This window comes from Eikenella sp., from assembly GCF_057315495.1.
The window spans coordinates 79883-92072 of the sequence record NZ_DBHKXY010000010.1; the positions used below are offsets into that span (position 1 = coordinate 79883).

General features: G+C 54.6%; 11 protein-coding genes. 9 read left to right on the top strand and 2 right to left on the bottom strand.

Going from position 1 to position 12190, the window contains the following annotated elements; all coding sequences use genetic code 11:
• Positions 1 to 143 precede the first annotated feature (143 nt).
• The 9 genes from mltA to aroA all read left to right on the top strand — a co-directional run bounded on the left by mltA (position 144) and on the right by aroA (position 10720).
• Entirely contained in the window at positions 144 to 1451 is a 1308-nt protein-coding gene (gene mltA, locus ACO6EE_RS01765; protein ID WP_485958797.1) for a murein transglycosylase A, read from the top strand.
• Between the two features lie 217 nt (positions 1452 to 1668).
• Positions 1669 to 3177 carry a hypothetical protein gene (locus ACO6EE_RS01770; protein ID WP_485958798.1) on the top strand — a complete coding sequence of 503 codons (1509 nt, stop codon included), beginning with the start codon at positions 1669 to 1671 and terminating at the stop codon, positions 3175 to 3177.
• A 3-nt stretch (positions 3178 to 3180) separates the two neighbouring features.
• On the top strand, positions 3181 to 4308 hold the full coding sequence (locus ACO6EE_RS01775) for a hypothetical protein (RefSeq protein WP_485958799.1): 1128 nt from the start codon (positions 3181 to 3183) through the stop codon (positions 4306 to 4308).
• A gap of 11 nt (positions 4309 to 4319) precedes the next feature.
• On the top strand, positions 4320 to 4856 hold the full coding sequence (locus ACO6EE_RS01780; RefSeq protein ID WP_003824085.1) for a GTP-binding protein: 537 nt from the start codon (positions 4320 to 4322) through the stop codon (positions 4854 to 4856).
• A gap of 2 nt (positions 4857 to 4858) precedes the next feature.
• Positions 4859 to 5518: a roadblock/LC7 domain-containing protein gene (locus tag ACO6EE_RS01785; RefSeq protein WP_003824087.1), complete on the top strand. Its 660-nt coding sequence runs from the start codon at positions 4859 to 4861 to the stop codon at positions 5516 to 5518.
• Positions 5519 to 5541: 23 nt separating this feature from the next.
• Positions 5542 to 5910 (top strand): roadblock/LC7 domain-containing protein, encoded by a 369-nt coding sequence (locus ACO6EE_RS01790; RefSeq protein WP_064089949.1) that lies wholly within the window; start codon positions 5542 to 5544, stop codon positions 5908 to 5910.
• 127 nt (positions 5911 to 6037) lie between these two features.
• A complete protein-coding gene (ftsY, locus tag ACO6EE_RS01795; protein ID WP_485958801.1) occupies positions 6038 to 7480 on the top strand; it encodes a signal recognition particle-docking protein FtsY in 1443 nt (480 codons plus the stop codon).
• A 109-nt stretch (positions 7481 to 7589) separates the two neighbouring features.
• Positions 7590 to 9254, top strand: coding sequence for a DNA repair protein RecN (recN, locus tag ACO6EE_RS01800; RefSeq protein ID WP_485958802.1), 1665 nt, complete (start codon positions 7590 to 7592; stop codon positions 9252 to 9254).
• Between the two features lie 173 nt (positions 9255 to 9427).
• On the top strand, positions 9428 to 10720 hold the full coding sequence (gene aroA / locus ACO6EE_RS01805) for a 3-phosphoshikimate 1-carboxyvinyltransferase (RefSeq protein ID WP_485958804.1): 1293 nt from the start codon (positions 9428 to 9430) through the stop codon (positions 10718 to 10720).
• A 280-nt stretch (positions 10721 to 11000) separates the two neighbouring features.
• On the opposite strand, the gene ACO6EE_RS01810 is transcribed toward aroA, so the two are convergent.
• Positions 11001 to 11771: a TatD family hydrolase gene (locus ACO6EE_RS01810; protein ID WP_485958806.1), complete on the bottom strand. Its 771-nt coding sequence runs from the start codon at positions 11769 to 11771 to the stop codon at positions 11001 to 11003.
• 2 nt (positions 11772 to 11773) lie between these two features.
• Positions 11774 to 12133 (bottom strand): PilZ domain-containing protein, encoded by a 360-nt coding sequence (locus tag ACO6EE_RS01815; RefSeq protein WP_485958807.1) that lies wholly within the window; start codon positions 12131 to 12133, stop codon positions 11774 to 11776.
• Positions 12134 to 12190: the final 57 nt, after the last annotated feature.

A 12190-nucleotide genomic window follows, 5' to 3' on the forward strand; every position in this document is an offset into this window, starting at 1 on the left:
CAGTTTGCGCCTGCGGCCGCCGTAAACGGGCAGGAGTTGGCTGGAATGCACTGGAAGCGGCGCGGGACGGGCGGCAATGTTTATATATTATTTATCGATTTCTTTCAGTGGTATAAATTCAACTTCATGGAATGAAAACTGAAATGGCAGGAAAATTTCTTTCTTCTCGTAACGGCTGGCTGTTGGTGTCGGCATTGTTGCTGGGCGGCTGTTTTTTTCATAGTCGGCCCAAGCCCTCTGGCATCGGTGTCAGCGGTATGCCGGCTTTGCCGCCCGGGCAGCGTTATGCAGAAGGCTATCAGCATCGGGTTTCAGGTAGCCCGGCAGGGTATAAGGCGGTGTCGTTTGCTGCTTTGCCGCAGTGGCCGCAACAGGATTTTGCGGCTAGCTTGAATGCGTTTCGCAAAAGCTGTACTGCTTTGAAGAACAAGCCGCAATGGCAGAATGTGTGTGCCCAGGCCGACAGGGTGGGCAGTCAGTCTGCGGCGGCTAGGCAGTTTTTCGAGCAATATTTCACTCCGTGGGAAGTGAGCCACAACGGGCAGTTGGGCGGTACGATAACCGGTTACTACGAGCCGGTGTTGCACGGTAGTGCGCGGCAAACTGCGCAGGCGCGCTTCCCAATTTATGGCTTACCCGCTGATTTGGTTACTGTGCCGCTGGCCGGTGCGCCGCAATCGGGAACAGTACGAATCCACCTCACCGGTCGCAACAGTGGCCAAATTGCCGCCAATGGTGAATACACGGCCAATCTAGCAGACTTCCCTGGTCGGGATAAAAGCCGATCTTTGAAAGGGCGAGTTTCAGGTAGCCGTTTTGTGCCGTATTACACCCGTGAGCAAATCAATGCCGGTGCGGTAAATGGCAGTGCGCCGGTGTTGGCTTATGCCGATGATCCGGTTGAATTGTTTTTCCTGCATATCCAAGGCTCCGGCCGAATTCGTACGCCGGACGGGCGCTATATCCGCTTAGGGTTTGCCGATAAAAACGACCACCCCTATATTTCTATCGGCCGTTATATGGCCAATAAGGGTTATCTGCCGCTGGCGCAAACCAGTATGCCGAAAATTCGTGATTGGTTGCGTGCGCATCCGGATAAGTTGGCTGAAGTGTTGGGCCAAAATCCCAGTTATGTGTTTTTCCGCCAGCTGCCGGATGGCAACGACGGGCCGATTGGTTCGTTGGGTGTGCCGCTGAGCGGCGGTTATTCCGGCGCAGTTGATAAACGCTTCATCACTTTGGGTGCACCACTGTTTCTGGCCACTGCGCATCCTGAAACCGGCCATGCGCTCAACCGCCTGATTATGGCGCAAGACACTGGTAGTGCTATCAACGGTGCGGTGCGTGTGGACTTTTTTTGGGGTTATGGCGATGAGGCGGGTAGAGTGGCCGGCCGTATGAAGCAGACCGGCTATGTTTGGCTGCTGTTGCCTAACGGGGTGTTGCCGTGAAATTGCCCATCAATTGTTACCTGCTAGGCAGAGAAAAAGTACGCTGTTAGTGTGTAATCTCTATTCTTTTTAGCGGAGAGTTTCATTAATCCGTTTGAATAGAACGTGTAAATTAATATATACTTTAGTCTAAATTTCCGACATTTGTGTTTGGAAAGATGTTAAGAGAAGTAGGATGAATATTTTCATTCAATTATGTTTAGGGAGGGTGGGATAAATGGATCTGACGATTCTAGTTCCGCTATTGGTGGTTTTGGCAGGCTTGATTTTTGTGCAGCGCCGCCAAAAACAACAAGCAAAAGCCGCTGTTGATGAAGAGAAAAAAGGCAGAGATAAGCGTGCTGCCGCTCGATCAGCCGGTAAGAAGTCGGCGCCGGCAGCTGTTCGACAAGCTGCAACCGCCTCGCCATCTGAGCCTGAAGAGGTTGAGGTGAGCGAAGACTGGGGTTGGGAAGCTGTGCCTGATGTGGAAGCGGAAGAAGCAGCAGTCAATGTGGCGCAGGAAGTTGATGCGCTCACGGAATATAAAGTCTATAAGCAATTTGGTTATCATGAAAAAGCAGCCGAATCGCTGTCTCAATATCTAACTTCCGGCTCAGCAGCAGTGAGCGACGGTATGCGCAGCACCTTGGTTAATGAGCTGGTGCAACTGTGGCTGGATGCTAAAAAGCCGGACGAATTGGCCGAAACCTTACGCCAGTTCGGCAACCTGCTCACCAAAGCCCAAACCGAGGACTACATCAAGCAAGGCTTGGCGGTTGATAAAAACAACCTTAATCTACGTGTGTTGGCTGAAGAAGTACTGGGCTGGGGTGTACAGCAAACCTCTGCCGAAATCGGCGAACGCAGCGGGCTGGATACTCCGGCACAAAGCAAACAGACCAAACAGAAAAGCCGTCGTGCGGTTGCAGAAGCCGAGAGTGAACAGAAGGTGGCAGATTTGGTACCAGCCAAGTCTCGCAAGGAGCTGGTAACCAACGCCAAATACGCTGGTGCCATCCTTGTGCACGATGAGGAAAAAGCGGCGCTTATGGGCTTTATGGAACCCGAATCCGGCTATCGATTGATGAAGGACAGATTGGTCTACGATGCGGCAGTCAGCTATGCCAATAAGGCCATCCGCCAAGCCAATAAACCTGCAGCGTTGATTATTGATGCGCTGAGCTTGGACTATAAAAATCAAAATATCGACCGCTTTGCACAGCATCTTTGGCAGCTTTACTACACCTTGGGCCCGTATGGCCGCCAAGTGAAAGAAAGAATGCTGGGCTGGGGTCTCAATTTGGGCGAGCACCCCATCTTTACTCAGTTGGAAGCTAATCCGAATGAGGCTCAACTGCGCGAAATCGGGATTGCCAACGGTTTCTTGGATCGAGGCACCAGTACCCAAAAAGCGCACCGCAAACCCCTTATTAGAACCCGTACTGATGATGTCAGCGTAAAACAGACGCCGACAGAAAAAGTGTTGCGTGATATCGAATCTTTATTGATGTACGGTCAGCTGGATGAAGCAATGAATTTGCTGGAAGAATCGATTTTGGAATACCCCAGCGAATCGCAGCTGTATATCACGCTGTTCGATATTTGCGAACGTGCGGAAGAGTGGGAGCGCTTGGAGCAGGTATTGCATAAGATACGTGCCAATATCCAGCATCCGCCAGAGGAGGTAGTATTGGCAATGAGCCAGTTGCTACAAAAAATCAACTACGGTTCTGTTCGGACATAATAAATGACTAATAACGCAATCCCCCAAGTGAAGACGGTTCACATTATGCTGTTGGGCATGGATGAGCGCCAATATGCGATGTTCCGCATGGCATTCAAAATGCACGGCATCACCAATTATGAACTGGTTACGGTGGAGCAGGGCATTCAGCCGGATATGGTATTGGCCGATGCCGATACCGATGTAGAGATTTGGAAAGATGCGAAAAACCAGTTTCCAGATGCGAAAGTGGTGTATTTCTCCAGTTCTCCGCCTCCGGTAACCGCTCCTTATTTAGCCAAACCAATTAAGTTCGATACTCTGTTTTTGAACTTAAAGAACTTGCAACAGGGTAATGGTATCTGGGTAGCTAGTAGTAGTGGCAGCTCAGCGGCTCCTGTTTCTAGACAGGCAATACAAGAGACTGAACCGGCAGCCACACAATCTCATTCTGCCAGCATCACCATCGAACATTTTGATGAAGACAGCGGCTTGCTGGGCGAAGTGCGCAAAGCAGCCAAGCAGGATAACGATGTGGCAGTAATGCACAATGGTAAACCTGTGCTGTTGGTGTTCCCCTCCGTTCAGAAAGTGTTGCTAGCAACCGATTCTGAAACACTGCAATCTTTGTGTGAGCAAAAGTTTGTTGATTTGCAGACACGAGTAATTACTGAAGAGCATTTGAAGGCCAAGGCTAAACTCTCCATCAGTGCTTGCCTGTGGCAGCTGGCTATTTGGACAGGTAATGGCCGCTTCCCCAAAGTAATCAATAAAAATACAGTGTTCAAAGTTCGCAACTGGCCAAACCTGACCCGTCTGGCCCCGCTTGCCGAATCAATGCGCCTATCTGCCTTCTTAACCAAGGCTTCAGGTAGCCTGACTATCCTGCATAAGCTGATGCTTATCGATAACAAAGATTTGGCTGACTATCTCACTGCAGTCTATGTTACCGACCATCTGATTGTGGAATCGGCCGGGCAGGCTGAGCCTCAGGCTGCTGGAGCAGGGCAAGCTAGAGCTGCCGCACAAACGCAAACTATACAGCGTCCGGAGAGAGTCCATGCCAGATCGCATGAAGATGATGGCGACGAAGAAGTACCGAAACAGCGCGGACTGCTGCAACGTTTGATGAATAAAATTATTGGCCGATAAAGGAATATAACATGGCAGAGAATAAGATTATTTTTACAGGCCCGGTCGGCGTGGGGAAAACTACCGCTATTGCTGCACTGTCAGACGACCCACCGATTAAGACCGATGCCCGTGCATCTGATATGACTACCTCCATGAAAAGCCACACCACTGTGGCCATGGACTATGGCGTGATTCATTTGGATGAAAAAACCAAAGTGCATTTGTACGGTACGCCTGGGCAGGAACGTTTTGATTTCATGTGGGACATTTTGAGCCAAGGCAGTATGGGTTTGGTGTTGCTGTTGGATAATACCCGTTCCAATCCTTTGAAAGATTTGAAGTTCTTTTTGGACTCATTCAGCGACTTGCTCAAAACCGCACCAGTGGTAGTGGGTGTAACCAAGATGGATTTGAAAGCTACGCCCGGTATCGAGGTATACCAGAAATATCTGTTGCAATACGGCATGAACGTGCCAGTATTTGAAATTGATGCTCGTAACGAAAACGATGTGAAACAGCTGGTTACAGCTATGCTGTATTCAATTGATCCTGGTTTAGAGGTATAAAAATGGATTCGACACTACTTTTGCAGCCTAATCTATACCCGCGAGTAACTCCTGCCGGCGCATATTATGCGGTTTCCAATAAAGGCCAAAGCGCTAGCCGTACTCTATTGGGCGGTATTCTACAAGCTGGTGAGCAGGAAACCGTTAGCCGTGAAAATGTATTGCGCTGGGCGCAAACCAACGATATTGATGCCGCACTCAACTTGTTGTATCGCATGCAGCGTTTGGAATTTTTGTATGGCGAAGACGAGCCAGACAAGAAAACTGATTTACTCAGCGGTACCGGCCTGCCCAATATCCTGATGCACCTTTCTGATGTGCAAAAAGCATTGTTGGTGGATCAAGACGGTTTCTATTTCTCCAGCTCTGGTTTTAACCACGAAGCGGCTGAAGAAATCGCTGTGTTGGCTAGTGAAGCCGTGCGTTTGTATGAACAGCACAGTCTTCTGATTAAGAATAACCTGAACATCTACCACAACGCGGTGGGCATTTGTGATCCGTCCGGCCAAAGCGAGCTGACCTTCTTCCCGCTGTATATCGGTGATTTGAAATTTATCCTGGTGACCGGCGGCGTGCCGCAGTTGCATAAAGATGAATTTGTATCTTTGGTGCGGGCGCTGTATCAAATCGTTGATTCTGCGAACCAAATTGAAACATTCTGATTAAATTATTGGGAAAACACGATATGCAACAACAATTAGTTTCTTCCGTATTGAGCGATTTGAACAGTTCGTCTGTTGATATTACCGCTTCCGCTGTTATTTCTAGTGACGGTCTGCCGATTGCTTCTATGCTCCAGGCCAATATCGACCCGGATCGCGTGGGTGCGATGTCTGCCGCTCTGCTGGCCTTGGGTAACCGTACTACCAAAGAGCTGCTGTGCGGCGAATTGGAGCAGGTGATTGTGAAAGGCACCGATGGCTACATCTTGCTGATTCAGGCCGGCGAAGACACTGTATTGGTAGTAACCGCCCGCGAAAGCGCTAAATTGGGTTTGATTCTGCTCGACGCCCGCCGTGCAGCCCGCAGCATTGTGGATTTGGAAAGCAGCTAAACGCCTCTCCAATACGCACTGAGTGCCGCACGCCAGGCTACCTGAAAATACAGCCAATCTGTTTCAGGTAGCCTTTGTTCCATTGCCGGTTGGTAAACCGGTTTGTTTATGGAGTATAACCAACCAGATGGTTTTTGGATTTTTTAGAAAGCGCAAAGCGCAACCTGCCGCTCCGCAACAGGATGCCGAGTTGGTACAGGCTGTTGAAGAAGCAGTGCAAACCGAAGAGGTTGTGGCGCAACCAGCCTCAGAAACCGCAGAGCAAGCCGCTGCCCAAACGCCTGCTGCTGAAATTGCTGTGCCCGAATCGGAGTTAACTGATTTAGCCACCGGAACATCGGCATACGAGCCCGCAAGCACAGAAATAGCAGATGCTGAAGCAGCGCCCGCACAACCGGAAGTTTTGGCCGAACAATCCCCTGTTGAAACACAGGCAGATACAATCACTGATGCCGTGCCTGCGGTGGAAGTGGCAGAACCAGCAACGGGCAAAACATCTGTTGCTATAGCTGAAGCAGCTGCTTTAGTTGATGAACACGACTCTGATGCTCAGGCAAGCAACGAGCCAGCATCCAGTGAACCGGCAGCGGCGGAATCAGTTGCTCCATTAAGCACCGACATCGACCAAGCCGCTGTCGAGCCAGTTTCAGAGCAGCCAATCTCGCTTGGCTGGGCGGCCCGCCTCAAGCAAGGTTTGAGTAAATCGCGCCAGCAAATGGCCAAATCGCTGGCCGGCGTGTTTGGCGGCGGCAAGATAGACGAAGACCTGTATGAAGAGCTGGAAACCGTGCTGCTCACCAGCGATATGGGCATTGAAGCCACCGAGCATCTGATGGAAGAAGTGCGCCAGCGCGTGAGCCTGCGCGGCCTGAAAGACGGTGAAGAACTGCGCGGGGCATTGAAAGAGGCCATCTACGAGCTGATTAAACCGCTGGAACAGCCGCTGGCCTTACCGGCAGACAAACGGCCGTTTGTGATTATGCTCGCCGGCATCAACGGCGCGGGCAAAACCACTTCCATCGGCAAGTTAGCCAAATATTTCCAAGCCCAGGGCAAAAGCGTGCTGCTGGCCGCCGGCGACACTTTCCGTGCCGCCGCCCGCGAGCAGCTGGCCGAATGGGGCGAGCGCAACGGTGTTACCGTGATCTCCCAAGCGTCCGGCGACTCTGCCGCCGTCTGCTTCGATGCCGTGGAAGCCGCCAAGGCGCGCGGTATCGACATCGTGCTGGCCGATACGGCTGGTCGTTTGCCCACGCAAACCCATTTGATGGAAGAAATCAAAAAAGTGAAACGTGTGTTGCAGAAATCCATGCCCGACGCGCCGCACGAAATCGTGGTGGTGCTGGATGCCAATATCGGCCAGAATGCCGTGAACCAAGTGATTGCCTTCGATGACGCGCTGGGGCTCACCGGCCTCATCGTGACCAAGCTCGACGGTACGGCCAAAGGCGGCGTGCTGGCTGCATTGGCCAGCCGTCGCCCCGTGCCGGTGCGTTTTATCGGCGTGGGCGAAGGCATCGACGATTTGCGCCCGTTCAACGCCCGCGAGTTTGTAGACGCACTGCTGTAATTCCACTATGCACAGCAAAAGGCTACCTGAAAAACCGTTTTCAGGTAGCCTCTCGGTTTTCAGGTAGCTTGTTATATAATCCGCCTCACCCTTTCCTTTCGAGAACGCCATGCTGCTTGCCCTCTCTTTGCGCGATTTTGTGATTGTTGAGCAACTCCATCTGGATTTCCAGCCCGGCTTTACCGTGCTTACTGGCGAAACCGGCGCCGGCAAATCCATCACGCTCGATGCGCTCAGCCTGCTGCTCGGCGATAAGGCCGACTACAGCCAGATCCGCCACGGCTGCCCCGAAGCGCAGCTGTCTGCCCTGTTTGATTTGAGCGATCTGCCCAAATTGCGTGCCGAACTCTGCGAACAAGGCCTGCTTGGTACAGACGAAGTTGAGCTTTCCATCCGCCGCACCATCGACAGTAAAGGCCGCAGCCGCAGCTTCATCAACAATCAGGCCGCCACCCTAGCCCAACTGCGCCAAATCGGCAGCCGCCTGGTGGACATCCACGGCCAAAGCGCGCACCACTCACTCAACAGCGAAGCCGTGCAGCGCGATCTGCTGGATGCTTTTGCCGGCAGCAAACCTTTGGCTGAGCAAGTGCAAGCCGCTTATCGGCAATGGCGGCAGGCACAAGAAGATTTGGCCACCGCCGAAGCCGAGGGCGAGCGTTTGGCCGAAGAGCGCGAACGGTTGGCTTGGCAGGTGGGCGAAATGGAAAAACTCGCTCCGGTGGAAGGCGAATGGGCGCAGCTTTCGCAAAGCTACGACAGCCTGGCGCACGCCGCCGAGCTGTTGCAGGCTGCCGAAGAAGTGGCCGCACACATCGATGGCGACAACGGCCTGCACAGCCTGGCCGGGCGCTGCCGCCGCCAGCTGGAAAGCCTCTCCGGCATCGAACCGCGTTTTGCCGAAAGCCTGGCTATGCTCGACAGCATCGAAGCCGAGTTGGGCGAAATCGGCAGCCACATGCACAGCGTGGCTGCCCGTGCCGAAATCAACCCCGCCGAATTAGCCGCGCAGGAAGAGCGCATGGCCGAACTGATGTCTGCCGCCCGCCGCCACCGTATCGAGCCCGAAGAACTGCCCGCCCGCCTGGTACAGCTACAGCAGGATTTGGCTGATTCCGAAGCTGCCGCCGACATCGAAGCCCTACGCGAACAAGTGCGCCTGGCCGAAGCCGCTTATTTGCAGCCTGCGCGCGAGCTGTCTGCCCAAAGGCAGCAGGCCGCCGCCAAACTGGCCGAAGAAACTACCGAACACATGCAGCAGCTTTCCATGCGCGGCGCACGTTTCCACATCGAGCTCATTCCGTGCGAAGCGCAGGCATACGGGCTGGAGCAGGTGCAGTTTCAGGTAGCCGCCAACCAAGGCAGCCCTTTGCGGCCGCTGAACAAAGTGGCCTCCGGCGGAGAACTGGCCCGCATCAGCCTAGCCTTGCAGGTCACCGCCAGCCAATATACGCAAATTCCCACCCTGATTTTTGACGAAGTAGACAGCGGCATAGGCGGAGGCGTAGCCGAAACCGTCGGCCGCGCCCTACGCACGTTGGGTCGGCAACACCAAGTGCTCGCCGTGACCCACCTGCCGCAAGTGGCCGCCTGCGGCGCGCAGCATTGGCAGGTGAGCAAACACAGCGGCGGTGGCCAAACCGTGAGCACCATCCGTGATCTCGAAGGCAGTGCGCGCGTTGAAGAAATCGCCCGCATGCTCGGCGGCGAAACCCTCACCGACACCACCCGCCGCCATGCCGCCGAAATGCTGGAAATGGCGGCAGCAGAGTAGGGCGGTTGTTTCAGGTAGCCTTTAGGCCAAAAAAGAGGCTACCTGAAAAAGAAATCCGCCAAAATTTCAGGTAGCCCGCAAACACGAAAGGCTACCTGAAAGCAGCCATTCCACTATAAAACCCGCTGCCTGTTTGCAGCCAGCCTCCCTCTCTATCCCAAGCCCATCCCATCATGACCGATTCCCTCTACCTCCCCGCCGCCCGCCTGCGACCCGCCGCCATCACGCTGCCCGGCTCCAAAAGCATCAGCAACCGTACCCTGCTGTTGGCCGCCCTGTCCGACAACGCTTGCCGCATCGACAACCTGCTCGATGCCGATGATACCCGTCACATGCTCGCCGCGCTGCAAAGTCTCGGTGTCTGCATCGAACATCATGGTGGCGGCAGCTACACCGTACACGGCTGCGGCGGCCGTTTCTCGCAGCGGCAGGCCGATTTGTTCCTCGGCAACGCCGGCACCGCCTTCCGCCCGCTTACCGCCGCCCTGGCTCTGCTTGGCGGCGATTATCATCTGCACGGCGTGGCGCGGATGCACGAACGCCCCATCGGCGATTTGGTCGATGCCCTGCGCCAAGCCGGGGCGAGCATTCACTACGAAGGCCAGGCAGGCTATCCGCCGCTGCACATCGGTGAGCGGCAGGCCGACGGCCAGAGCCGCATTACCGTGCGCGGCAACGTGTCCAGCCAATTCCTCACCGCCCTTTTGATGGCCTTGCCGCTCACCGGCCAAGCGTACGAAATCGAAGTACAGGGCGAGCTGATTTCCAAACCCTATATCGACATCACGCTCAAACTGATGGCGCAATTCGGCGTTCAGGTAGCCCACGACAGCCACTGCCTGTTCAGGTTACCTGAAAGTGCCCGCTACCACGCCCCGGCTACCCTTCATGTGGAAGGTGATGCCTCCGGAGCGTCCTATTTCCTTGCCGCCGGCCTGCTTGCCGCCGCCCCCGTGCGCGTGTACGGTATCGGGCGGCACAGCATCCAGGGCGACACTGCGTTTGCCGTCGAGCTGGAAAAAATCGGCGCCGCCGTGGAGTGGGGCGAAAATTATATTCAGGTAGCCCGCCGCCCCGGCCAGCGCATCCGCCCCTTTTATTTGGATGCCAACCACATCCCCGATGCGGCAATGACCCTGGCCGTAGTGGCACTGGCTTCCGGCGCACGTTGCAGCCTGCGCAATATCGGCTCGTGGCGCGTGAAAGAAACCGACCGCATCGCCGCCATGGCCGCCGAACTGCGCAAACTCGGCGCACGGGTGGAAGAGGAAGCCGAAGCCATCCACATCACCCCGCCGCCCCGCCTGGCCGCCAACGCCCGTATCGACACCTACGACGACCACCGCATGGCCATGTGCTTCTCGCTGGTTTCCCTGCTCGGCGTGCCGGTGTATATCAACGACCCGCAATGCGTGAATAAAACCTTTCCCGATTATTTCCGATTGTTTGAATCTATGCGGGCGTGAGAGGCTGCATAAGGGAAGATGAGCTATCAGCCAAGCGTGAGCAATCTGTTTTTATGCTTTGGCTGAATGGAAGAAATTGGCATTAAGTGGCAGCTGGTTTGGTATAAATGTTTGGCCTGCTCTCTGCAATGTTAAAAGGCTACCTGAAAGATTTCAGGTAGCCTTTTTATTTTATTTCGGATTGGGATGATCCGATGTGGCTTCGGTATGCCGATTTAGTACGACTAAACCACACGGATGCTACAGATTTTCAGCAGAAGCCGTGTGTACCCAACAGATCTCAAGCCGCCGTGCAGATTTTATTGAACAGCCGCAGGCAGTTGGCGGTGGTGGCTTGGGCGATATTTTCCAAGCTGTCGCCGCGCAGCTGGGCAACGAAGGCGGCGGTGTGGCGGACGTAGGCCGGTTCGTTGGGTTTACCGCGTTTGGGCACGGGCGCAAGGTAGGGGGCATCAGTTTCCACCAGCAGCCTGTCGAGCGGCACGTAGCGGGCGGCTTCTTGGATGGCGGTGGCGTTTTTGAAGGTAACGATGCCGGAGAAGGAGATGTAGAAGCCTAAGTCCAGCGCCAATTTGGCAATACGCACGTCTTCGGTGAAGCAGTGGATAACGCCTGCGCGGGCTTGGTGTTCGCGCAGCAGCCGCATGGTATCGGCGGCGGCATCGCGGGTGTGGACGACAAGCGGCAGGCCGCTGCGGTTGGCAGCTTCGATGTGCAGGATGAAACGTTGGTGCTGCCAGGCCAGATCGCCTTTGCACCAATGATAATCCAAGCCGGTTTCGCCGATGGCCACCACTTTGGGCCGGGCGGCGCGTTCCAGCAGTTCTTCCAGGCTGAATTCTTCGGCTTCCGGGTCGTCGGGGTGGATGCCGACTGTGGCATAGATGTTGGGATGTTTTTGGGCGATGGCGTGCACTTCTTCGAAGCTCTGCCGGCTCACGCTGATGGCGATGGCTTTATCCACGCCGGCCTCGGCCATGTTGGCGAGGACTTCAGGTAGCCTTTGGGCGAGGTCGGGGAAGTTGAGGTGGCAGTGCGAATCGATCAGCATGGCTACATGGTGTAGGTGGCGCGGTCGGTGTGCACCAGGCCGGGCAGTTGGTCTTCGATGTAGTTTTTACATTTGATGCCGGTTTCGTCGTCGCCGAAAGCGAGGCCTACGCCTTGCGGCTGGCCGTTGGTGGTGCGGCTGAGGTTGATCCACACTACGCGGGTGCGCAGGAAGAATTTTTCCGGATTGTCAAACAGTTCCAATACCAACAGCACTTCTTCGCCCATTTTTAATTCGTCGTTGGTGGGCACGAAAATGCCGCCATGCTCCAGAAACGGCATGTAGCTGTAGTAGGCGATGGGTTTGTCTTTGAGGCTGACGCTCATCATGCGGCCGGGGGCGCTGTCGGCGGGTGTGCTCATGGGTATTTCCTTGTTTTAAGTAAGTAACGTTTATACAAAATAAATAACGGGCTTGTT

Excerpts from the sequence above, each read along its gene's own strand:
- ftsY (WP_485958801.1), top strand. The coding sequence starts at position 6,038 with ATGGTTTTTGGATTTTTTAGAAAGCGCAAAGCGCAACCTGCCGCTCCG.
- ACO6EE_RS01790 (WP_064089949.1), top strand. The coding sequence starts at position 5,542 with ATGCAACAACAATTAGTTTCTTCCGTATTGAGCGATTTGAACAGTTCG.
- ACO6EE_RS01775 (WP_485958799.1), top strand. The coding sequence starts at position 3,181 with ATGACTAATAACGCAATCCCCCAAGTGAAGACGGTTCACATTATGCTG.
- aroA (WP_485958804.1), top strand. The coding sequence starts at position 9,428 with ATGACCGATTCCCTCTACCTCCCCGCCGCCCGCCTGCGACCCGCCGCC.
- ACO6EE_RS01780 (WP_003824085.1), top strand. The coding sequence starts at position 4,320 with ATGGCAGAGAATAAGATTATTTTTACAGGCCCGGTCGGCGTGGGGAAA.
- ACO6EE_RS01770 (WP_485958798.1), top strand. The coding sequence starts at position 1,669 with ATGGATCTGACGATTCTAGTTCCGCTATTGGTGGTTTTGGCAGGCTTG.
- recN (WP_485958802.1), top strand. The coding sequence starts at position 7,590 with ATGCTGCTTGCCCTCTCTTTGCGCGATTTTGTGATTGTTGAGCAACTC.
- ACO6EE_RS01815 (WP_485958807.1), bottom strand. The coding sequence starts at position 12,133 with ATGAGCACACCCGCCGACAGCGCCCCCGGCCGCATGATGAGCGTCAGC.
- ACO6EE_RS01785 (WP_003824087.1), top strand. The coding sequence starts at position 4,859 with ATGGATTCGACACTACTTTTGCAGCCTAATCTATACCCGCGAGTAACT.
- ACO6EE_RS01810 (WP_485958806.1), bottom strand. The coding sequence starts at position 11,771 with ATGCTGATCGATTCGCACTGCCACCTCAACTTCCCCGACCTCGCCCAA.
- mltA (WP_485958797.1), top strand. The coding sequence starts at position 144 with ATGGCAGGAAAATTTCTTTCTTCTCGTAACGGCTGGCTGTTGGTGTCG.